Consider the following 22,420-nt stretch of genomic DNA (forward strand, 5'->3'; position numbering starts at 1 on the left):
TATAGATTTGAAAAATGAGCATCTCTATCTAGGGAGATGCTCATTTTAACTATTTTCTTAAATGGTTAAGCAATTCTTTTGCAGCATCTAATCGAACCTGCTCATTTTCTGCATTATTTGCTAAGTTACGCAGAATTTCTAACATATCATCTATAACTTGCTGCTGATTTGAATTAATTTTATTTTCACTATTTTTTGTGTAGACATTAATAATTTGATCTAGTTCAGACTCCTCATAGCTTCCTGGATATTTACATGTAGTTCTTGGATTCTTTAACATCGTTTGAATTGAAGCGTTTAGAGAGTCATAAGATACAGCTACTAACCAAGATATACTTTTTGTATGTGGCATAAACAGATCTAGGTATTCTGGTTTCCATTCGTATGAACCATTGATTTTGCCAATATGAACATAGTCATTGTTGTCTTTTTCGCGGATTAAGATGAGATCGCCTTCCTTAGTGTTCAGAAACGTCTTAACGGTACCGAGATTCGTTCTTAGGGATTGCCCTTCGTATCCATATTCATCGTGTAAGATTTCTTTAACTTGATCCATTGTTTTTCCTGTCAAATCACCAGTGGCATGCCAACCAATTGCTACTAAGTTTTTTTCTAAGAAAAGTGGGAGTCGCTCGATATTATGTGGTTTAGAGCGAAGCATAAAAATATTCATTATCATCACCTCATCCTTACATAGTAACCTACTTAGCAGTTACTAATTAGTTTATAAATAACCTATAATAATTTCGGCGTTTTGTCAATGGTTTATTATTTGTTGAACAGTTCAAGCAAACGAATTATCACAACAGATGCTGAGCTAAAAAGCGCAATAAAAATGGGTGCACCTGTAGACATATGGATGGGGAATCATCTGTGTGAGAAAAATCAAAGGATAAGTAGCTACAGCTCATTAGCAATTCAAAGTAACAATAGTTATTATTTGCGTCCGAATGTACAAATTGTTCGTAAGGATATTCTTCAATAAGGTAAGAGGACCTAATTCATGAAAAAGGATAGGCAAAGGACATCTTGCAATCCCATGCAACCTACTTAATGAGAAGATAAATACCCATAACATAAAAGAAAAAGCTCAGATCTCTCTGAGCTTAGAGGGGCGGCTACAAGCACTGCCTGTATCTAAAATTCATTATAATTATTTTCTAGACCAAAAGAACTCTTTATGACCAGCTTCTCGTTTTCTATCCTCAATTTGTTTCTGAATAGCCCCAACAGATGAGCGTTGCATCTAGTTTGCAAGCAGGGGTGCAATTATTTCCATCTCTTGTACAGTTCCCACTTTGGAGGCCACCCAATCCAAAATCGCCTTTTCCGTGTCGGAGTAAGAAAGTCCGTCTCTCATCATTTTCACTTCTCCTCTTTAATAATTTCTTTTCATTTATACAAATACTAAATCGGTTACATCCAAGACTGTTGCTGGATTAGCTGTTTTATAGATTATTTTTTTCCCCTTTAGCGGGCTTGAGATTTCCTCTAATTCAAAAGCAACTCGATCAGGTTCCATCTCATCTTTTTTGTAACTAATAACCCTGTAAACTTCAAGAATTTCACCTCGATACACAGCAGCAAGTTCTTCTTGATTGTACAAGCGATCAATATTCATTCTCCAGGCTCTGCGAACACGCGCCTTCAAGGATTCTTTTGAATTTGGTACTTCATTCACTTTAATAATGATCATTTAATCACTTCACTTTCTTTTTAGTTCTTTGTACTTACTATTAACATTCTTTACATTTTCTTTTTACTTTCTTAGTATATTCTTTTTGCTTTCTTTTTTCAAGCGTTAATTAGCTTGGTTATTGATTTTAGTATCAGAAAGGCCATACCAGTAAAGACTTGGGACTTAACGGTACGCCTACTTGTTTGCTCTGTAGGCGTCTGTTTGTTCATACATAAAGAAAAGCTTATTGGGATGGTAATAATGAGGGCTTACACGAGTACAGAGGCTCGATAGAAATAGAGTGTATGAAATGACTAAACGGGTCATCACAACCGATGCCGAATTGGTGCCCCTGTAGACATATGGATGGGAGGTTATCTGTGTTAGAAAAACCGAATGATAACCAGCTTCAGCCCATCATCGATTCAAAGTAATGACAGTTATTATTTGCGTTTGAACGTACAAATTGTTCGTAAGGATGTTCTTCAGTAAGAGAAGCGAGGACCAAAACTTAATAAATCTTGGTCCCCGCTGTTTCCATTGATCAATGTTTCCTTGGTAAGGAATCTGATTGCATATTTTAGCCTGTAATTTAAGGGGATTTATGATGTGTGGTAGACGTAAACTGTAAACTAAAAGGGCACCGAAGTGCCCAATATGCATCTATTATTTTGCTGGTGTGAAAGTAAAGGTTTCTTTGTATTTTCTATCATGGGATTCGTTATTTGAAGGTTTTCCGTACCAACTAATCTCGATTTGAAGTTCCTTTGAATCAACAGAAATAGGGAAATTAGAAAAGTCGACTATCTCGCCATGTTTAAAAATTTTGTGATGATCGTCTGAAATGCTTAATCCGAACTTTGTTTGGGTATTTGGTTCATCTCTATAGGAGTTAAACACTACATTTTCTAAGCCAACCCCGATATTGGTGATGATAATGTTGTACATTTCACTTTCATTTTTACGAGGTTTTGACATCTTAGAGTCATATTTCTCAACTTTCTTGATTTCAACTTTCCACTGATCAGATTGTTTTGATGCAGGTGTTTTGAAGAGATCATTTGATGCTACGGCAGCATATGGAGAAATTCCAAATGCTAAAAAACAAAAAGCAAAGAAAATTATTAGTTTTTTCAGAATTGTTGCCCCCTGTGAAATAATCAAATTTTGATTAGTATCTCTTTAAGAAGAAAAAATATTCTATTGCGCAGTACGAAGAAACGAATCATCACAACGGATGTCGAATTGGCACCGTGTAGACATATGGATGGGGAATCATCTATGTGAGAAAAATTTAATGATAAGCAGTTACAACTCATCGGTAATTCGAAGTCACGATAGTTATTATTTGCGTACGAACGTACAAATTTTTCGGGAGGATATTCTTCAATAAGAAAGAAAAAGCGGCGAGCAAGGCTTAATTAGCCAAACTTTTGTCGCCGCTGTTGCCATTGAACTAATGTTCTTTGATAGCTTAACACCACCGATAGCTTATAACTATATTTCCAAGGTCTAAAAGTTTTTCTATCTATTTCTTTATTTTCATCGATCAACTGTAGGAAGAAAACGATTAGCACTAACAAACGCTACGCAAATGATCTTTTTTTACAATATGAGATTTCGGTTGTGTAATTATATGGTATCCTGTTAAAAAAGAGGGGGATACCGTGATGACTTGGGATATCAATTTTCAATCTGCTGATGAACTAGTGCAGACATTTAAAAAGCATAATAATCAGGCGTATGATCTATTTCAAAAGCATCCAGAATACGAGGAAGTCTTAATAAAGAGGGCTGAGGAAGCAGGTTATAATTACTTTGAAGTTATGAACGTTGGAAATGCAGAAGAGGTTATTATATTTCAGTTATGGGAAGATATCCTCTCTTTGTTTACTGAAGAAGAGGTGTCAGAATTAAAAAAGAGAGTAGCAATCGGACTTGTCAATAGCGGTGAGCACAGAGCGCGAGTGGAGAGAACTAAATATGATGTCATTCTTATCAACTATGGCATGATTACCTTTATAAATCAGTGCACAAAATATAAAATAGCATCCAATGAACTTGAATATATTGAATTCTGCGACAGAAAAGAACCAAAAACGGTCACGTTGGATGATATCAATACATTTTACAACGAACTGATTGGCAATTATAGAACACACGGGGTTCCATTCGGTCCACTCATTCTCCTAGCTAAGGAGGCAGATTTTCTGCGGGGGGATATGCTCTATGTTAAGGAGCTGTTTATTGTATCGCATGAACTCGCTCACATTTTACTGGATCATAGAGAACAATCACATGAGGTAGAATATCATGCTGACCATCTTGCATATCGCATTACAAAAGATGTTCTTACCAAAAAGCGGATCTGGCTTAATGAAAAATTTATGTTGTTAGCTCTCAAGGATCTGTTTCAGGATATGCAGCATCTAAGAGGGGCGGTAGAAAGCCCCACTCATCCCCAGCCATATGGACGGCTGCTTCAGCTCACAACATCATATTATGGAGAAAAACTAGCAAATGCTTTAAAAAAAGCATTACTCTATGGTGATAACGGAGAATATGAGAAGCTATTGAGCGAAATTCCAGATTACCCACAAAACGTGCTACAGCAAGGGAGTGACTGAAATCAGATGCTGCACCGCTGGTGCAGCATTTTCACCACGCTAACCTGGTATAGCTTAATGAAGCAGTATCAGTCTTAATGCTTACTTTCTCAGTCTGTGTTGTCAAAAGAAAATCCGAAAAATAAGTGTTAGATTCGGGAAATAAAGTTCCAGTAGGTCGAGTTATCTTTAATATCCTTTCGCTTTTGATAAATCAGGTGATTCATTTGGATATGATAGTATATTGCGATGGGATTAATAAATATGTGCAACTTAAAGACTAAGGAAAATAAAACAAAAACATGGGAAATTCATAACAGTTTAATACTTAATGATGAAGGTTTTTTAATAGTTATTTACTTAAATTTCCTAAGTAAGAACGACTGGGAATTCGAGTATAGGATATGGAATGCTGAGAAAATCCCTAAAGTAACCTTGTTAGAGGGGAACCCCCGATAGTTGAAACTATGTTGGAAGAAAAACGAGATATTGAAATGCTATCTTTGTATTTATTCCCTGAGCATGGCTTTAAATTTGGTGTTCGCTGAAAATAGAGTATTAGACTGGAGTTATTGATTAAACGGGTTTTTGCATTGAAGAGTTATCAGTTTTAAAAACAAATTTTAACTGATTCATAAATAAAAGAAGCGGCAGTCTAAGACTTGATAATAAGTCCTAGACTGCCGCTGTTGTCGTTCAACTAGCGTTTCCTTTTAGCTTAATTCCTAAATCCGTCGGGCAGCCAGAGGGGGAGTAGCCCCAATGCTTGAATTTAGTGTTAACTGATGAATTTTTCTTCTATGAATCACGAATCTCTCTTTTACTTAATTTTTTAAATACCGAGTGTGACAGATCGTGATTAATAAACCTTAATATTTTATCGGCACATTCTGCTGGACTCAACTTTTCTGTATTGACTTCTAGGTCATATTCAGCAAAGGAATATACTTTGTCGTACTGGTAAAGTGCTAATCCAAGTGCTCGATCTCCTCTAATATGTTCTCTTCTTATGAGTCCGTCTCTTGAACACAATACACCTACAAACAATGTAGGAAGATCCATCAGCAGATCATAAAATTCATTAAAGCGCTTATCATTATAAATTATTGTATCAACGATGACATTCAGCCCCATTTCCGAAAACAATTTAATGGTCGCATAGTACACTGAGCTGATGGGATCAAAAAGGATCTCTGAGACAACTTCATCATCCAATACTCGTTTAGGTTTAATGCCTGGATATGTTTTATTGATAAAATCATTGTAGTTACCAGAAAAATCATCATAGGATAGGTGATGAAATGGGATCTCGTTCTGTTTTTTTAGTTCCATAGCAATACTGGTTTTTCCTGAGCTTGAGGCTCCGTTCAATAACACAATAAGTCCTTTCTTCAAACGAATCCCCCTCACATATCAAGATTTGCGTATTAGACAACGTTATATTGATAAATTCATTAAATTATCCAAGTGATAAAATATTCGAGGAACGATGTAACTATCCTGCCCGTTCGCTAAATAGGCAGCCAATGATTTCGGCTGCCTACTGTCATAGTGCTATCCTTTTCCGTTAGCTTAACCTATGGGTGCCAAGTTTAACAGAGAACTGATACAAGGCCCTTGGCAGTCCGCTAATCTTTAAAATTCCTTGGTTAACTAAGATCCATATTCTATTGGTAATAAATGAGTACCCTACGAGTTGGTGCGACGTATCACATACCCTCGCGACGACACTCCCCGCCTTGATAAACCCATTCTCATCTTGTTCTTGCTCTAGTTCAATGACTGACCTTATTATCACTTCGTCCAGGGCAGATTCATCAGTACCTTTAACAGAATCTTCTTTCCACAAACGGAGCAAATGATTTTCATTCGAGAGCATTAGCCATTCTGATTCATACCTTTTTCTTTGGTTAGGATCAAGAGGAACACCTGCATAATACTTTTTTACGATTGCCTGAAAATGCTCTCGATCGACTAAACCACTAAAATAGGGATTCAATCCTTCTTTGTTATGAAGCCCAGTAGTATTAAAGAGCTCTGTCACATTGACAACATTAACTGGCTGTTTTCGACCTCTCAACAAATGCAATACGAAACGTAAGCCTGTTTGATCATGTGCGTTATCCGCGCACCAAATGACAATGGTTTTATTTTCTGGAATATTCTTAACTGCCTCTACCATTTTAACAAGCAGATGCTCTGGGGCATAGATGAAGTCCGCATCGTTTTCTGTCAACCAAAAAAGTCTATTCTGCTGTCCAGTTTTCGTATCTAAGTTAGATATTGGTCCGACTGAAAACAATTCATTGAATGCTAAGACTTGGCATAGCTCCCATTTGCCGATTTTACTTAGAGTTACTTTTAATGAACCTGCATCAGAGAGACTGAAAACAAGATAGACATATTGTTGGAGTTCATTCATTTTTAATTTATGGTTGTGAACCGCCTCTATCTGGGTTTGAAGTATATTAACGAGTCCTTCTGCTAACTTTTTTTCTTCAATACTGCCGTCCTTACCATAACGATCTACTGTATTTAACAAATTGTATAGGAACAACCGCAGGTCATTTCCATCAAATTGATGTAGGCTATCGTAGCACTTCTCCATTGATATCCTCCTCACGGGACATATCCACTATAATACCATATATTGTAATAATCCTGCCCTTTAGTTTAACGAATCATCTTCGTCCTTAGTCACCACTTTATTTTCTACTGATACAAAGAAAGAATCTCCTGATTTTAACAAGAGAACGGTCAATTTATAAGAAGACATGAGATATAAAAGGACGTCTACCATGTTTGCTCTAAAGACGATTTTTGTTCATACATAAGGCTTTATGAGAGGAGAACATGGGGTTTATACGCAAAATGGAGCCCATTAAAGATGGAGTGGACGGTATGACTAAACGAATAACTGACGCCTAATTGGCGCTCGTATAGACACATGGATGGGAAAACATTTGTGTGAGAAAAATCAAATATAAGCAGCTACAGCTCTTTAGCGATTCAAAGTGCATCTGAACGTACAGAGTATCCGTAAGGAAGCTCTTCAATAAGGAAAGCGGAACTAATTTGGTGAACAACGAGGCGAGTAAGACGATTATACAAGTCTTACTCGCCTCGTTGTTATGGATCTACTGTAGCCGCATAGCTTGGTAGCGGGGGCGGTTAAAATATACACAAAGTGAACCCTCTTTTAAAATGGTAAATGATCTTCCGTCTCAGTTTCTTTATCGTCTTCATAATATTGTCGGGAAACTGCTACTGCCTCAAAACCGCCGATGTTTAAATCAATTGATTTTCTTGGAATGGTGTAATTATGATCCTCAAATGTTACCGCACATTTAATATTTATCCAACCTGTTATAATAATCTCTTGATTGTGATGATCGATATCATAATCAGAGAAGGCACTTTCCGATATTTGAACAATAATCTTTGCACTAAAATAACCTACGATAATGACTGTAGAATCTTCCTCATCTATATCGAAAGACTCTATGTCAATGTCATAATCCAGATATTCCAAAATTTCAACATCTGATAACGGATTATCCAAATAATCCTGTAAGTCACCACTATGAATGAGGTAGCGGGTAAGAGCCATTTGCTCATCCAAAATTACTTCCCAGCCACCACCAAGTTCAATGCATTGAAGAGCAAATTCTTGCTGCTCCATTCGAAGTTTGATCCACCGTGAATCTGTATATCCATAAAGTTGATTTACATATTGAATAAACATTGATAAGTTCAGCATAATAAATGATTTTTCACTGTATTCCCTAAACTCATCAAGTAATTCTTGGCGTGGTTCAACAGGCTTTTTGTGGCTATCGAGAAGCCACCAGTCTTCCTTTGCGTCGTTAGTAATAAAAATGACGGATTTCCCTGATGATTCCGCTTGACGAAGAATTTGTTTCCAAATCAGCAGATCACCATATTTCTCCAAACTCGTTTCGTCATTTTTTCGTTTACCGTTATCCTCATAACCAGGCGGAATCTTATGCTGATAACGAATACTGCCTTCAGTGTATATATTAATTCTTTGCCGATACGTGAAAGGGGCACCGACCCTCTCGGAAACTTCAATGTCCTCTAAAAATTCTGTTGTTTTATCATTTTCTAGCATAAGTTTATTCCTTTGAATTTCAGCCTGAATTACCGTTTGATAGTTAGCTGCTTCTTCATCGACTTCGGATAATTTTGCTAGAATAAAAGCATTTAGTTCATTGATTTTAGGGTAATTATTGCCTTTATATTGGATGAACTGTTTTTCCAGAGAGTTTCGGGCATTTACAGTAGCTTGCTTTATTTGTTTGGTAACCTCGCTATACTTTTCTTCCGCTGTTTTTTTTACATGGCGGTAATTTTTCATATATTCTTCTTTAACCTGGGCGGGAATCCATACAGATCTTTCGACACCTCTTAGGATGGACAATATAGCTTCCTGATCAGAAGTTGACTTCCTATGTATTTCAAGCAAACAATTCGTATCTAAAATTACATCTGGGGAGTCTGTCCATATGTCTTCAAACTGTTCAAATGATACATCGATCGTCAAATTTTTTTCTCCTCTATGTGTAATGTTATTCCTTCATTATAATAACTCACTTCGTCATACTGTTTGCGATATGACGGTGTTGTCAAATTTATATGATTTCATAAGAATAAGATTCATATGCTGCGGATCGAAATCCTATGAATAAACGCCAACAGATTTAACAATGCTGGAAAGTATTTGGGTTTCAGTTGTTTCCGTGAGATCCTGCCCATCCATATCTGAGGATGCTTTAAACGACAGATAGCAACAGGGGTTGTAGCTTGAACACTATATCTTGCTCCATGAAACTCTCGCCAAAATCTATAAATACGAATTTGTTAATAGATAGCTCTTCAAAAAGAGTTCTAGTTCCGCAAACAAATTATTTATATTAATTGAATGAGAGAACTTTTATTAAAATAAGACTATTTTTTACTTATTAAAGATGAGAGAAAATTTACTAGTTCTTTAATGGTGATATCACTTTTAGCTTCCTTTGCTTTATCAATGCCATTGAGTATTTGTTCCAATTGTATTTTTGAATTGTGATTTTGAATGTTTTTTGCAACGTTATCATTTATGTAAATATGCAAGGTGAAACCTAAGCTGAATAATGCTAAAAAATCACCCATTTTTTCCTCGGAAAGCAAATAAAAGAAACTAAAAATAATTAATAATATTGAAATTGTCCATATCAATCTCTGCAAATGATTGTAATAATGCCTTATTTCAAATGAATAAATGTCAATTTCTTTATTTTGTTGAGAAATGTTTTTTATACGACCAAATAATAAGTAAATCAATATAATGAATCCAACAACGGGTAAAGGGACGAAAATCAAATTCAGATTTGGCATGAATAATTTAAATCCGCAAAATGAAATACTGCTAAGAAGTAGTAACCCTAAACTGAAATCAAATAAGTTTTTAGTTTTTTTCATAATAAGTTTTTCCCTTTCTTGATAAAGTTTTTAAATGATTTTGATGGAAATTAATTGAATTGATTTAAAAAGGAGGGATGAAGTTGTTTTTTTTAGATGAAAAGTTGAAATTGAAAATAGAAGAATTAGTAAGTGAATTAGATATAACAAGAAGGGAAAATAAACTCTTAACTACATTAGTGCTGGATATATGTGAGGAATATGTAGTGCTTGATAATATGCTGCAAAGACAATATGAAATATCTCCTGAATTAATAACATTAGAAATATTTGAGGATTTTAAGTTTAAGATTTTAGAAAAAATCACTAAAATACAAAATCAAATCCAATAATTACTATAATATGATGTGGATGATCTGCCAAGATAAATAAAATTACTCTATGCATTACAAATGGATGTTTTATGGAGAAAAGTACTATATATTAGATCAGCATGAAAGTGGATGGATACAGCATAAAATTGGCAATGAAAACACGACGGATTATGCCACTGATTTCGAACATCATGAACGGCCATGTTTAGGATGATATAGAACTCGATAGGATGCCTACTGACTTACTCCGTAGGCGCCTTTTTGTTCATACATAAAGCGGGAATGAGGGAGGAGGAGCGCTTTTACGCAAACGGAGATCCATTAGAAGTGAGGCGGATTTTATGACTAAACGAATCATCACAACAGTCGCTGAGCTAAAAAGTGTAATGCTGCTAATTGGCGCCCCTGTAGACATATGGATGGGGAATCATCTGTGTGGGAAAACCGAGGGATAAGCAGTTATAGCTCGTCAGCAATTCAAGGTAACAACAGTTATTATTTGCGGCCGAACGTACAAATTGTTCGAAAGGATATTCTTTAATAAGGAAAGAGGATCTAATTCATTAAAAAGAAGAGGCAAGCAAGACTTTATTACTCAAGTATTGCTTGCCTCTGTTGCTATTTAATGTCTCCCATTAGCTCGACACCCTCATTATTTGTTCAGATGTCTCACACAGTCCTAACTCATTTAGGTCCGTCCATTTCGTTTCACACTTGCTTAACGATTTGCAGAGTTTTGTTCTTATCGGCCACGGATAAGCAAGTAAGAAGTATATACAAGAAAAGCCCCAAGATTCTGGTTTTTTTATGACCGATACTTTCGAACTACAATAATGTTGTCTATATAGAAAGATGACCTTTTACTATCAATTTATTGCGCATATTACGTATTGCTTGAGGGGTACAGCCGTGCTTTTTGGCAATATCGGAAATTGGAACATTTTTTAGTAGATCATCCAGAACATCAGACTGATAAGGAGTCAAGCCTGCATAAATATTAGGTGCAGTCTTAACACCGCCGATTAGCCCCTCACTAAACGCGCGCTTAAAAGCCTCATAAGTTCCTTCGTACACAGCTTGCTTAATTTCTTGTAAATCTTCAGTTTTCATAGTGAAAACTCCCTTCGTATCTTTATATTGAAGTCGCACCGAGAGTAACCTCTTAGTAACTTCCTGATTTGTATATTAAACCTTATTGTTATTGGTGTCAAATTTTATTTTGCAACCTCATGCAACCTCCTTTATGAGAAAATAAATACCCATAAAATAAAAGAAAAAACTCAGATCTCTCGGAGCTTAGAATGGCAGCTTTAAGTAAGGAGCGTACCAACTCCAAAGATAACATTGTGGGGCGGATGGATTAGATCAGTGGAACTTTTTAAATTCAGATACAAAAAAAGAGCCACTTCTCAGCGACTTCCCCATATTGCACTTCCAAAGTAAACTGTCCCGAAGAATCCCAAAATAATTAATATTACCGATAAAATACTCACCAAATTACGTATTGATCTATTATCAATCCTCCGAATAATGAGAAAACACATAAGGCCGATAACTGCAACTGCAATCCCACCTAAAATTATTGGTCCTATAGTCTCCCATAGATCTACGTTTCCAAATAAATTGATTTTCATTGAATCCCTCCTGGTGCTTAGGTTCGACAAAAGGAGACTTTAATCCTGCTTTAAAAGGCTTGATGATTTGATATATAGGGGGAATGGATTATGCCATAATTTAAAATGTAGGTAAAAATCAAAAAAAATAAAATCATTAAAGAAAAAAGAGGTGACGAACTACAACTCTTCAAGTGTTAGCAATTTCCGCAACTTGGCTAATTGGGGTTTATTTCCTCATAAAACGCTACATTTTGAAGGGGACAGACAAAGAAACACACTGGAAGTTTGAGATTATTTATTGATTAACTTCATTCGCAGTAATCACATGCACACTGGTACTGTGCATGTATCTAGTTAGTCTGTCGTAGTCCGTCAACACCACCGTTTAACGGTGGTTTTTTTCTTTGTATAAAAAATATTTACACAAAATAATCTGGTTTTCCCCTTTTTGCTTGAAAAAAATTAATTTATATGTATGAAGATACGTGAAAATAGGTATGTGACTTTATGGATAATGAAATTTCAATGAAATTCAAAGTAGAGCGATGCGATTCCGTGAGCGTCTTATATCCCCAAAATATCTGAGGCAGGGAACGTTATACTCGGACACGAGTACGAAATGGGCAAGAATAAGGCTATAGACGCAAAAGAATTACCTGAGAAAAGTGTTCCTCTTGATTACAATCCAGAGGAAAAGGAAGAGATCATATTGAAGCGCTGGAGCAGGCAATATGGCGGCTAGAAGAAGAATTTTGAGATCGCTAATAATCAAGTCTTCAAATAAAACATATTATTTCCTCGTTAGCGTAAAGAGGTAGGGTTTTCTTCTAGTGATGTCGAATGAAATCTGAATAGGAGCGTGAACAACCATGGGAATTTTCAAAGGATTTATAAAAGGTGGCATCATTGGCGTCGCTAGCGAAGTACTTAAGAGTAGAAGCAGTTCCTCGTCATCAAGCATGAACAGTTTTTCACCATCACCCCTCTTTAGCCCGAGTTCGTCGGTACCTTTCATCATTAATGGCCCCATCGGCGAAATAAATAGGGTTATTACGGAGAAGACGTTCAAAACCATTAAAGAAAAGATGAGTAAAGTGGACACGCCGCTAGCGGAAAAAGTCAAAAAGTCTATCGAGAACATAGAAAACTGGCAAAGGACGCTTGATAATGGCAAGGATTCACTGGATCTGAATAAACGAATAATGCGTTTGCTTGCCAAAGAAGACACAAATCTGCTTCAGGCCGATCATTTGTATGTGCAGCGCTCCACCTACACGCACCACGGACTTTACCTGGGTGGTGGCGAAGTCATTCACTACTTGCGTGGAGAAGGAATCACAACCGACTCGATCGAAACATTTGCAAACGGTGCCCAAGTGTTTGTGAAAAAAAGCCTGATGAAATACAATCGCGAGATAGTGATTGGCCGTGCATTTACACGCTTGGGGGAAAACCAGTATAACCTGGCCTCTAACAACTGCGAACATTATGTGTGTTGGTGTCGAAACGGTGATTAAAAGAAGAAGTATGTGATGTCGATGTCCCATGCTTCTTCTTTTTATTTAACGAGGAAGAGATAGATGCGGGCGTATACGCGAACAGAAGCTCTCTAAAAAAGGAGTGTAAAGTATGGCGAAACGGCTTACGTATCTGATAATAATCTACATAATGCGGTGTGGTTTGGTACTCGCGTGGACATTTAGAGGGGCAACAACTGTACGATAAAAACCAAATATCAATGGTTACAGCTCAATAGCGACTCATAGTAAACGTGGCTATTATCTGGGTCCAAATGTACAGATTTTTCAGAAAGGGTATTTTTCAATAAGAAGAGTGGGAATCATCCATTATAAAGAAATGGGGGGCCTGACTTGCTAATAAAGCTTGGGTCGATCGCTGTTGCCATAGAACTAATGTACCCCGTTAGTGTAATTATCTGTTAGAGACTCTACGCTTGCATTAAGCATGATTGGAATGCCAATGATGCATCCTTATCTAGTCTTAGAACCGTAAGGTGGATAAAATCATCCTCATCCAATTCCATCCTTCACTCGTTATCGTCAAACAATTATTCACACGTTTGCTTTATTTCCAATTGACATTGACAAATTTTATTTATGCAATAATATGAATATATGGGTTTTTTTCTACACAGTAATAATTACTAATTTTACCATTTAATAATAAGGAAGGTGTATGCAAGTGGCTACAATCGATTCGTTATTTTTAGATTTTGTAATACACTTTAATAAACAATTTAATCAACTATCCATTGAAGAAATCCAATCTGCATTACTAGAGTTAATGAATAGAGGTTATAATAACATCAATATTCTTACAGTACCTTATATGTATGGCACTTCTCCTTGTAAATATGACGAAAAGTTAATATTATTAACGTACAAAAAAGAAAGTGAATATGGCCTTTCAACGACAGTATCTACTTTTTCAAAAGACCTGACCCTAGTTGAACTTGGAGTAGCAAAAGCAAATATTGCTATTAAAATAAGCCCCACATCTCAATACCTCCATAAAGACAATATAGACGTAGATAAAATTGATGCTTTGCAAACAAAAATATTGGATAGTAATTTAAAGGTCACGTTGGAACGAATTATCAGTGTCTCGGAATCATCAGTAGGGAGATTAGAAAATGATTTCGAGATCGAATTTCCTGAATCAACCTTTCACCTGCAAAATAAGTTGCATGTGACACATAATCTAACAAGTGAAGATATAATTAAAAAGGTATGCTGCTTTGACATAATGAAAGAAAATAATATGGAGTGTTTAGATAATATTTGTTTTTACCCTAAATCGTTACAAAAAAAAGCAATTGTAAATTATTGTCTTTATACTTTAACTGAGTTAATTGGAAATTATTATAATGATAGTAATTACCTCTCAAAAAGACTAGCACTTAACGTTGATGATAGATTAACGTACAGGAAAAATAAATTATATAATGGTTCTCAAGAAAGTCTTGAAAATGCAGATTTTTTCGAGATGTATAAAAAATATTACATCTCATCGGATTATAGTGTTTTTAATGAAGCTCAATTCAGGCAGTATATCAGTAAGATAATCTCAATAGTCGATACTAATTTTCCAGAACGCTCTCTATATGTTTGCTTATAAGTTAAGGTCAACGGAAAATTTTACTTTGAGTATCGAAGAATAATAAAAGCGATGAGTTAGGATTTTAAAATAAAATCCTAACTCATCGCTTTTTTATTAAGCTGCTTCGCTGCTAATTTGGTACTATTATCTATGGAAATATATTACGCTTAGTTTCATTTAAGCAAGAAGGGCAATGTGATGCAATTGATTACCTGGATAAGAACATATTTAGAAAATCGGAAATGGAACAAAATGTTGGAACAGCTTGAAGTCCAACTGAAGCTTTATGCTGGTTCGGACAGGGGGTTGCAAAGACGGTTTGCAGAAATATCATTGCAGAGATTCTATATTTCGGAAGAGCAAATTACCAATTTGTCGACAAAACACATGCATCAGTTCTATACGCAGGAATTTCCTTATGCGATTAACCCTATACTTGAGCGTTATTTTGAAGGAGTACCCACCGAACAACGTAATCTGGATCCTCGATTTTTGAAAATTGAAACTCTTTTTCAAGCTCAAAAAGAAAAGTATTGGAGTGTTTTCTCCAAGTTACGCACAACCATTATGCAATTAAATGAAGAAATCACAGGGAAAACTGAACATGCTGCGACTTTTCTTGTGGATGTTAAGAAAGCTCGTAAGGATTATTTCACACATACTTTAGCTGTGAAATTGGTTTCTGAGTATAAAGATACTTTTGCCTACTTTAGCACAGGCGATATCAGTGGGATCTCCGAATCGACTTCCGCAAGCATTGACGCTTATAAAGAGTTGAACAAGTATCGATCAGATTGGAACAAGGAATACATCAAGAGAGAATTGATTGAAGCTCAAGAGTTACTCTCCAATATTGATGGGAAGTCCCTGGATACTCAGCAGCGAATTGCTGTGGTCACGGATGAAGATAGCAATTTGGTATTAGCTGGAGCTGGCAGTGGAAAAACATTAACGATTGCAGGCAAAGTAAAGTATTTGGTAGAGCGTAAACACGTAAAATCTGAAGAGATATTGCTAATTTCTTTTACCAAGAAGTCTGCGCAAGAAATGAAAGATCGAATCGAAAGCCGACTCCACCTCCCTGTCGCCGTAAAAACTTTTCATGCCTTAGGTCTTGAGATTATTGCTAAGCATCATCAAGCGAAGCCAGACATTTTTAGCGATCTTGTGGGAGTCATTCAGGCGTATATGAAGGATACGATATTTGAAGAGGACCAACAAATTAAGCATCTTATCGAATTCTTTGGATATTACCTTAGTATTCCGAAAGATTATTCTGAGTTTGGGAACTTGGGGGAATACCATGACTTCCATCGTAACCTGGATTTTGAGACCTTAAAGGGAAAAATGTCGAAATCTGATTATGTAGATCATGCAGCGCATGTGCAGAAAAGCCAATTGAAAACTCTTGCAGGGGAATCGGTAAAGAGCTTCGAGGAAACCTTGATTGCCAATTTTTTATTCTTGAATTCGGTGGAGTATGAGTATGAACGAGACTATCCGTGTGATACACGAACAGAACAATACCGTCAGTATAAGCCTGATTTTTACTTACCTGAGCATGATCTGTATATTGAACATTTTGGCGTCGATGAAGTGGAGCGTACGCCTTGGCTGAGCCCCATCGAGGAACAAAAGTACCTAGACTCCATGAGATGGAAAAGAGAGCAGCATGCTTCTCAAGGAACGACTTTGATTGAAACATACTCTTACCTCAATAAGCAGGGGGTGCTTCTTGATAAGTTACGAGAATATTTGCTGGCTCATGGGGTAAAGTTTAAAGAGGCCAATTATCTGTCGATTTTTAATAGTGTTTATAAAGAGAATCAAGATAAATACTTCAAGGAATTTGTGAAGCTGATAGCCACCTTTATTAATTTGTTTAAATCCAGTGGATATGAAGTAGATCAATTTGAAGCATTTGTTCAGCAAAACCAAACGAAACCCGAGATTCCTTTTTTAAAGCGACGAACGGAACTATTTATATCTCTTGTTCGGCCGATATACAGCTACTATGAAGAACATTTAAAGAAGATAAAAAGTATCGATTTCAACGATATGATTAATCAAGCTACTGATATCGTTAGGAGAAACAAACCGTATTTTCCGTACACTTATATTATTATTGATGAATATCAGGATATATCGAAAAGCCGCTTTGGCCTGATTCAAACAATTCAAGAGCAGACGAAAGCTAAAATCATGTGTGTTGGGGATGATTGGCAGGGGATCTACCGTTTTGCGGGTTCTGATTTACAGCTCTTCACCAACTTTGGTCAATATTTTGGAACCCATGAGTTGATGAAGATTGAGCAGACCTATCGGAACTCGCAGCAGCTTGTGGATGTGGCTGGTCGCTTTGTAATGCGGAATAAAAATCAGTTCCGAAAAGAATTGAAATCCATGCATCAAAATCCAGAACCTATTCGTATTTTGGGGTACCAAAAAGACAAGGCGACAGCACTCCGCGTAGCCATCGAACGCATCGTGAAGGAATATGGGAAAAACACAAAAATCCTTCTACTTGGACGCAATGGTTTTGATATCAACTTTTTAGATGAGGAATCTGAATTTCTTCTGAATGCAGACAAGACCCAGATTACCTATTCAAAGTACCGCGAGCTTCGGATCTCGTTTTTGACCACCCATAAATCCAAGGGGCTGGAAGAAGATCATGTTATTTTGCTGAATGCGGAGAACAGTCTCGTGGGATTCCCGAATAAAATCGCGGATGATCCTGTGCTCTCTTGGGTGCTTACGGATCAAGAGTCGTTTGAATTTGCGGAAGAACGCCGCCTGTTTTATGTGGGGCTAACACGTACACGAAATTCTTGCTACATCTTAACTTCTGAGCAGCGAATGTCTACTTTTGTAAAAGAACTAATGGAGAAGGATAGGATTCCCTATCAATTAGTGACGCAAGAAGAGAGCGTAACAGAGAATCCAAAGTGTCCAAAATGCAAAACAGGGCATTTAACGCGTAGAGTGGGGAATACGATCTTTTTGGGGTGCACGAATTTCCCTGGTTGTGATTATACCAATCAACATGTAGAGATATTGAAAAAGCCAAAGTTATGTCCGCGATGTGGAGGATTTTTAGTCTATAGAAAAGGTTCACGAGGGCCGTTTTATGGATGCACGAATTTTAAACACAACTGTCGATATACAGAAGGTGATAAATTTGCGAAATAACAGTTTAAATGAGGAATTAAGTTGGCTAAGAACATAATTCTTTAATTTCAAAGGTTAATAGTTTTGGCATAATTAAAATTAGCTATTCATTGTGCACATGAAAATTGTTTAACGCAATAATAGAAGTGTAATGAAATAATTGACGAAAATTAGGAGTGTGAATACATTGGGATGGTATGATTTTTTAAACAATAATCCAGTAGGCAAAACTTTTAGCAAAGTTGCAACTTCTGCTATTGGTGGTGTTGATAAGACTGTACAAAAGGGATTTAGCAAAGCAGATAAGGTAGTTGATTCATTTGATAAAAAAGGCCAGTCTTTAGGTAGCGCAATAGATAATATGGGAAATACATACAAGAGTGTGAAAAATAGCGGATTAAAGCGTAATCACTTGGATGATATTCATGAAAATAAAAGAGTCCTCGATGAAAACTTGCCAACATTTATTAAGAACTCAAAACCTTATCAAACTGCAAGCAAGGTTGTGGAAACATCGAATAATATTACAAAAGTTGTTGATAAGTTTAATGGGTTACAAAAATAGATTGTTACATGAGAGGATAGACATTCGGTAAATCACCATTTCGTAAACTGTTATTACATATCTTAAAAAAACTATAGGATTTTTAGTCATTATTTCCAGCAAGTAAAAGCAAAAAGAAAGTATATGAAATTGGCATACATGAAAAAATAAACGTATCTGGTAGCTGCCAAGTACGTTTATTTTTTCATTTGCTTTAATACCTATACCAAGACAGACTTGATTTTCACAATAGCTTGAAGATCTTGCTTTTCCTGAAAATAAAGATTAATATCGGAGCCTCGTCATCCTATCCTCAATAAAATGATTTTTGGCAAGGATTCTGAGAAAAGTGGAACTAATGCTTTCATATAGGAAGAATGTCATGAATTGTTCGCTTATTATGATGCAACGGGGTCGCACTAATCGTTATATTTTAAATTATGCTGTCTCCCTTTATTGGAAATTCTATTGATAAGTAAGGTATAAAGCGCAGTTTGATTATTCAAACAGTCCTGCTCGTTTTCGATCTAAGGCGAGTTCACAAGGTTTACAGAGCCATTTTGTCTCATTCCAATAAACTCTTGTTGTAACAAGGCATTTATCACAAGTTTGAAATGAAACCTCTTTGATAACTTGAGTGGTATTTAGGAATTCATTAATCGAAACCCAGTTATCTTCTATATAAAATCCTTTATCTTGTAAGATTATTTCTTTGAAATAAATATACTTAACATTATTATTGATCACATTCCAAATGGCTATTTTATAGTTATAATTATAAAGATAATCAATTGTTTCTTTACAAAATTCATTAAAAATATATATATTGTCTGATATTGTTACGGTGACACTAAGAGGATTTTTGTTACAGTAGCACTCTCCAGCAAAATTAATTGACTTACCACAACTTTGACAATGTAAAGCTTCTTCATCGAGAAAATCATCATCATCAAATTCATCTAGAAAGTCATCATTTTCGTCAATTTCTTTATAAAATAAGAATCTTGCATCCTGTGCCTCAAATTCAAAATCAAATATAGATTCGTTAAAGTTTGAGATTTCTAGATCGAATTGTAATCTTACGCTATTATGCTCGTAGAGCGTTATGAAAAATCCATCCTTTGTTAAGGTTATGTTCATAATTTCATAAAACTCTTTGGAATTCAGATACATAAAACCTGAGCAACCATAAGTTCGTAAATCTTTAAATCGTGAGGCTAAATATTCCGTATTAGTACATTTTTTGAAATTTAAATTTTTGGAAAATGTAACTGAGTCCCCTAAGATGACATTTTCTACTTCCCAACCCGCATGCACCCATGGTCTATTCGGAACACATCTACTATTTCTCCACCAATCGGATTTTTTGAAAGCGGATTTCGGTAAGTTAAATCCTAAAATTTGTTCAAGGTCTACAAATGTAACAACAGTAGACTTGGAACAATTTTCTTCGAGATATTTTATCAAGGGCGCAAATTTACTCATTTTCATTCTCCTAATCAATGGTAATATTAAATCTAGCTTACCCATCTATAATGATTTCTGCAACGTCATCACCATCAGTAATTTAATAATGTCTACTATTACACTCAAAGTAGCAGCGCTAAAAAGGGTTGCCAATTAAACTTTACCAGTATAAAGTAAATATAATTTATAAGTGGGGAGCAACATAAATGAACGAAACAACTAACTTAAAAGCCTTGTTTTCTTTGCCATATTATCAAAGACAATTTATTGAAATTGAAGAAACGGTTTTTTTATATGGTACTCAAGAGATATCTGAATACGTAGCTCGAAAAACACCTGTAGGAACCGTTAAAGACGTGATTAAATCTAGAAGAGTTACAAAGTTAAGTTTATCGGACTTTAATACAAGACATACAACATATAATTCGTTTGGCGGGATGCAACAATTATTTGATGAATTGTTGAAAGGTCCAATAGGCAATCAAGAGTTATCAATAGAAGAATTTGAAGAACTACAAAATTACTACATGAGCAAAAAAGTGATCCAATTATCCCAAAATGATACCCCATTTTTAAAATTTCCACTCGGTCATCCAAAACCAACAACTATTTATGTTTGTAATCCTCATCTAAAAAATACATATTATCCTGTTAAGGAATTCCATAAGAGGACTTTCGAACATAAGTTTCAGGAAATTATCAATTTACTTATGACATTAGGAGCAACTTCTATTAAAGTGGAATATGATAGTGGTTATTTAAAAGAAGTAGACACTGGTTTGAATTTGAATATTAAGACCGTGGAAGTAGATGTGAAAACAGATCATAAAAGGAAAATTGATAATAATATCATTTATGAAGCAAGGTTCAAACCACGTGAAGAGGTTAACTTACCAGAGGAATTAGTTTGGTATTATCATGAACCTACATGGCAATCGATTGCAGAAGGTAGATTAAAACATGGTTTATTAAACTTCAATTTAGCAATAAATTATGAAGAAGATTTCAATGTAAATAGTGAAATAAATATAGATCTTATAAAATACGGCTTAAACATTAATTTAGAAATGGATTCTTTTAAATCAACAAAATGGATAATTAGTGGTGATTTTTCCGAAATGTAACAGTTGTCAGAGTGGATTTTCTGTTATAGGAACTTCGTTAATGGGTTTAACTCGGATGGTGGAAGTATAAAGTGGTTTTTCTATAAGATCGTTCAAAACAACTAATAGTATAACGGACTTTTCTTTTCAAGAAAGGTCCGTTATTTTATTGTAATAAAGGATAAAAAATAAGTGGGAATATTAGCTCCTTAATCTCTTCGTATCGAGTTCAACAAATGAAAAAAAGGCATTGATAAAAGCAATGAAGGTTAATGCAATGAAAGTGACAAGATATGTCTATCAGTTGTGGTAAAATATAGATGAAAAGGGCTGTTTGGTGGAAATATGGATAAAACGAGAAAGTTAAAACGAATATTAATGTTATATGAGATGATAAAAAATGGCGAGAAATTCAACAAAAGTGAAATGGCTTTAGAATTTGGCGTTCATGAACGTTCTATCCAGCGGGATATTGATGATATAAGAAGCTATTTATATGAACGACATACTGGAGAAGAACTTGTCTATAGTTATTCTGTAAAGGCGTATCAGAAGACCACTAGTAGTAGGGAGAAACTCACGGAAGTTGAACTATTAGCTGTTACAAAAATACTGATAGAAAGTAGAGCATTTACTCGATCAGAGATGCAAGGAGTAATCCAATCGATAATAAATCAAGCTGAGAAACATGAGAGAATAAGTATAAAAGAAGCTATACAAAATGAAATGCATCATTACAAACCATTGAATCACAATAAACCATTGTTGGAGCTTATTTGGGTGATTAGCAACGGAATTCGAAGACAAACTGTAATTCAAATCACCTATGAAAGAATGGATGGTAATGAAACTCAGAGAAGAGTAATGCCACTTTCCATAGTGTTTTCAGAGTTTTATTTTTATTTAGTCGCTAATATCGAAAATAGCAAGTATGATGAACCAGCCTTCTTTCGGCTTGATCGATTGAAGAAGTGTGATCTAACAGATGATTCTTTTAGAATTTTACAACAAAAGCGCTTTGAAGCAGGCGAACTCAGAAACCGAATTCAATTTATGTATTCGGGTGAGTTAATCAGATTACAGTTTGAATTTTGGGGGCCTTCGCTTTCTGCTGTTCTAGATAGGTTTCCAAATGGAAGTGTAATTAAAAGGAATGAGCATAGTTGGATTATCGAAGCACAGGTGTATGGGACAGGGTGTATCATGTGGTTATTAAGCCAAGGACCCAACATAAAGGTAATCAAGCCTCAAAGCTTGAAGGAAATTATGAAAGAGAAAATACAGGCCATGGCCATGAAATATCAGTAGAGTAAAAGG

Annotated in this window: 19 protein-coding genes; 9 read left to right on the plus strand and 10 right to left on the minus strand. The window is 35.6% G+C overall.

Translation table 11 applies throughout. The annotated features are described in order from the left end of the window. Window positions 1–49: 49 nt before the first annotated feature. The 3 genes from NSU15_RS05860 to NSU15_RS05870 all read right to left on the minus strand — a co-directional run bounded on the left by NSU15_RS05860 (window position 50) and on the right by NSU15_RS05870 (window position 2,842). Complete coding sequence (locus tag NSU15_RS05860) at window positions 50–673, minus strand: hypothetical protein (RefSeq protein WP_339289547.1); 624 nt, start codon at window positions 671–673, stop codon at window positions 50–52. A gap of 723 nt (window positions 674–1,396) precedes the next feature. Then, on the minus strand, window positions 1,397–1,696 hold the full coding sequence (locus tag NSU15_RS05865) for a hypothetical protein (RefSeq protein ID WP_076272100.1): 300 nt from the start codon (window positions 1,694–1,696) through the stop codon (window positions 1,397–1,399). A 648-nt stretch (window positions 1,697–2,344) separates the two neighbouring features. Then, a complete protein-coding gene (locus NSU15_RS05870; protein ID WP_076098449.1) occupies window positions 2,345–2,842 on the minus strand; it encodes a hypothetical protein in 498 nt (165 codons plus the stop codon). A gap of 506 nt (window positions 2,843–3,348) precedes the next feature. Between NSU15_RS05870 and NSU15_RS05875 the strand changes: the two genes are divergently transcribed. Further along, window positions 3,349–4,305: a hypothetical protein gene (locus tag NSU15_RS05875; protein ID WP_339289548.1), complete on the plus strand. Its 957-nt coding sequence runs from the start codon at window positions 3,349–3,351 to the stop codon at window positions 4,303–4,305. 777 nt (window positions 4,306–5,082) lie between these two features. Here the strand turns inward: NSU15_RS05875 and NSU15_RS05880 are convergent. The 4 genes from NSU15_RS05880 to NSU15_RS05895 all read right to left on the minus strand — a co-directional run bounded on the left by NSU15_RS05880 (window position 5,083) and on the right by NSU15_RS05895 (window position 9,768). Beyond that, window positions 5,083–5,679 carry a chemotaxis protein gene (locus NSU15_RS05880; RefSeq protein WP_339289549.1) on the minus strand — a complete coding sequence of 199 codons (597 nt, stop codon included), beginning with the start codon at window positions 5,677–5,679 and terminating at the stop codon, window positions 5,083–5,085. Between the two features lie 172 nt (window positions 5,680–5,851). Beyond that, a complete protein-coding gene (locus tag NSU15_RS05885; RefSeq protein ID WP_339289550.1) occupies window positions 5,852–6,892 on the minus strand; it encodes a DUF1835 domain-containing protein in 1,041 nt (346 codons plus the stop codon). Between the two features lie 591 nt (window positions 6,893–7,483). Beyond that, the gene (locus NSU15_RS05890; RefSeq protein WP_339289551.1) at window positions 7,484–8,848 is read right to left on the minus strand and encodes a PIN domain-containing protein; all 1,365 of its coding nucleotides are present in this window, start codon (window positions 8,846–8,848) and stop codon (window positions 7,484–7,486) included. Window positions 8,849–9,252: 404 nt separating this feature from the next. Further along, window positions 9,253–9,768, minus strand: a complete 516-nt coding sequence (locus NSU15_RS05895; RefSeq protein WP_339289552.1) for a hypothetical protein — start codon at window positions 9,766–9,768, stop codon at window positions 9,253–9,255. Between the two features lie 83 nt (window positions 9,769–9,851). Between NSU15_RS05895 and NSU15_RS05900 the strand changes: the two genes are divergently transcribed. After that, the gene (locus NSU15_RS05900; RefSeq protein WP_339289554.1) at window positions 9,852–10,100 is read left to right on the plus strand and encodes a hypothetical protein; all 249 of its coding nucleotides are present in this window, start codon (window positions 9,852–9,854) and stop codon (window positions 10,098–10,100) included. 822 nt (window positions 10,101–10,922) lie between these two features. Here NSU15_RS05900 and NSU15_RS05905 read toward each other — a convergent pair. Both NSU15_RS05905 and NSU15_RS05910 read right to left on the minus strand, forming a co-directional pair. Next, complete coding sequence (locus NSU15_RS05905; RefSeq protein WP_339289556.1) at window positions 10,923–11,192, minus strand: hypothetical protein; 270 nt, start codon at window positions 11,190–11,192, stop codon at window positions 10,923–10,925. 299 nt (window positions 11,193–11,491) lie between these two features. Beyond that, the gene (locus tag NSU15_RS05910; protein WP_339289558.1) at window positions 11,492–11,716 is read right to left on the minus strand and encodes a hypothetical protein; all 225 of its coding nucleotides are present in this window, start codon (window positions 11,714–11,716) and stop codon (window positions 11,492–11,494) included. Between the two features lie 601 nt (window positions 11,717–12,317). Here NSU15_RS05910 and NSU15_RS05915 point away from each other — a divergent pair. From NSU15_RS05915 to NSU15_RS05935, 5 genes are all read left to right on the plus strand, one after another. Continuing rightward, a complete protein-coding gene (locus tag NSU15_RS05915) occupies window positions 12,318–12,440 on the plus strand; it encodes a hypothetical protein (protein WP_339289559.1) in 123 nt (40 codons plus the stop codon). A gap of 127 nt (window positions 12,441–12,567) precedes the next feature. Further along, complete coding sequence (locus tag NSU15_RS05920) at window positions 12,568–13,215, plus strand: lecithin retinol acyltransferase family protein (protein WP_339289561.1); 648 nt, start codon at window positions 12,568–12,570, stop codon at window positions 13,213–13,215. A 685-nt stretch (window positions 13,216–13,900) separates the two neighbouring features. After that, the gene (locus NSU15_RS05925) at window positions 13,901–14,836 is read left to right on the plus strand and encodes a hypothetical protein (protein ID WP_339289562.1); all 936 of its coding nucleotides are present in this window, start codon (window positions 13,901–13,903) and stop codon (window positions 14,834–14,836) included. Window positions 14,837–15,016: 180 nt separating this feature from the next. Next, the gene (locus tag NSU15_RS05930) at window positions 15,017–18,010 is read left to right on the plus strand and encodes a UvrD-helicase domain-containing protein (RefSeq protein WP_339289563.1); all 2,994 of its coding nucleotides are present in this window, start codon (window positions 15,017–15,019) and stop codon (window positions 18,008–18,010) included. A gap of 166 nt (window positions 18,011–18,176) precedes the next feature. Beyond that, the gene (locus NSU15_RS05935; RefSeq protein WP_339289564.1) at window positions 18,177–18,554 is read left to right on the plus strand and encodes a hypothetical protein; all 378 of its coding nucleotides are present in this window, start codon (window positions 18,177–18,179) and stop codon (window positions 18,552–18,554) included. 477 nt (window positions 18,555–19,031) lie between these two features. Here the strand turns inward: NSU15_RS05935 and NSU15_RS05940 are convergent, their stop codons facing one another. Then, the gene (locus NSU15_RS05940; RefSeq protein ID WP_339289566.1) at window positions 19,032–20,063 is read right to left on the minus strand and encodes a hypothetical protein; all 1,032 of its coding nucleotides are present in this window, start codon (window positions 20,061–20,063) and stop codon (window positions 19,032–19,034) included. A gap of 143 nt (window positions 20,064–20,206) precedes the next feature. Between NSU15_RS05940 and NSU15_RS05945 the strand changes: the two genes are divergently transcribed. Together NSU15_RS05945 and NSU15_RS05950 are read left to right on the plus strand one after the other, a co-directional pair. Beyond that, window positions 20,207–21,124 carry a hypothetical protein gene (locus tag NSU15_RS05945; protein WP_038596892.1) on the plus strand — a complete coding sequence of 306 codons (918 nt, stop codon included), beginning with the start codon at window positions 20,207–20,209 and terminating at the stop codon, window positions 21,122–21,124. Between the two features lie 324 nt (window positions 21,125–21,448). Beyond that, window positions 21,449–22,411 carry a WYL domain-containing protein gene (locus tag NSU15_RS05950; RefSeq protein ID WP_339289567.1) on the plus strand — a complete coding sequence of 321 codons (963 nt, stop codon included), beginning with the start codon at window positions 21,449–21,451 and terminating at the stop codon, window positions 22,409–22,411. Window positions 22,412–22,420: the final 9 nt, after the last annotated feature.

Origin of the sequence: Paenibacillus sp. FSL E2-0201, assembly GCF_037963325.1 — a bacterium.
Classification (GTDB): Bacteria; Bacillota; Bacilli; order Paenibacillales; family Paenibacillaceae; genus Paenibacillus_AQ.

What these genes read in the sequence shown, in the direction of transcription:
- NSU15_RS05860 (WP_339289547.1), bottom strand. Translation starts at nt 673, where the DNA reads ATGAATATTTTTATGCTTCGCTCTAAACCACATAATATCGAGCGACTC.
- NSU15_RS05865 (WP_076272100.1), bottom strand. Translation starts at nt 1,696, where the DNA reads ATGATCATTATTAAAGTGAATGAAGTACCAAATTCAAAAGAATCCTTG.
- NSU15_RS05875 (WP_339289548.1), top strand. Translation starts at nt 3,349, where the DNA reads ATGACTTGGGATATCAATTTTCAATCTGCTGATGAACTAGTGCAGACA.
- NSU15_RS05885 (WP_339289550.1), bottom strand. Translation starts at nt 6,892, where the DNA reads ATGGAGAAGTGCTACGATAGCCTACATCAATTTGATGGAAATGACCTG.
- NSU15_RS05895 (WP_339289552.1), bottom strand. Translation starts at nt 9,768, where the DNA reads ATGAAAAAAACTAAAAACTTATTTGATTTCAGTTTAGGGTTACTACTT.
- NSU15_RS05905 (WP_339289556.1), bottom strand. Translation starts at nt 11,192, where the DNA reads ATGAAAACTGAAGATTTACAAGAAATTAAGCAAGCTGTGTACGAAGGA.
- NSU15_RS05910 (WP_339289558.1), bottom strand. Translation starts at nt 11,716, where the DNA reads ATGAAAATCAATTTATTTGGAAACGTAGATCTATGGGAGACTATAGGA.
- NSU15_RS05915 (WP_339289559.1), top strand. Translation starts at nt 12,318, where the DNA reads ATGGGCAAGAATAAGGCTATAGACGCAAAAGAATTACCTGAGAAAAGT.
- NSU15_RS05920 (WP_339289561.1), top strand. Translation starts at nt 12,568, where the DNA reads ATGGGAATTTTCAAAGGATTTATAAAAGGTGGCATCATTGGCGTCGCT.
- NSU15_RS05930 (WP_339289563.1), top strand. Translation starts at nt 15,017, where the DNA reads ATGCAATTGATTACCTGGATAAGAACATATTTAGAAAATCGGAAATGG.
- NSU15_RS05940 (WP_339289566.1), bottom strand. Translation starts at nt 20,063, where the DNA reads ATGGGTAAGCTAGATTTAATATTACCATTGATTAGGAGAATGAAAATG.
- NSU15_RS05945 (WP_038596892.1), top strand. Translation starts at nt 20,207, where the DNA reads ATGAACGAAACAACTAACTTAAAAGCCTTGTTTTCTTTGCCATATTAT.
- NSU15_RS05950 (WP_339289567.1), top strand. Translation starts at nt 21,449, where the DNA reads ATGGATAAAACGAGAAAGTTAAAACGAATATTAATGTTATATGAGATG.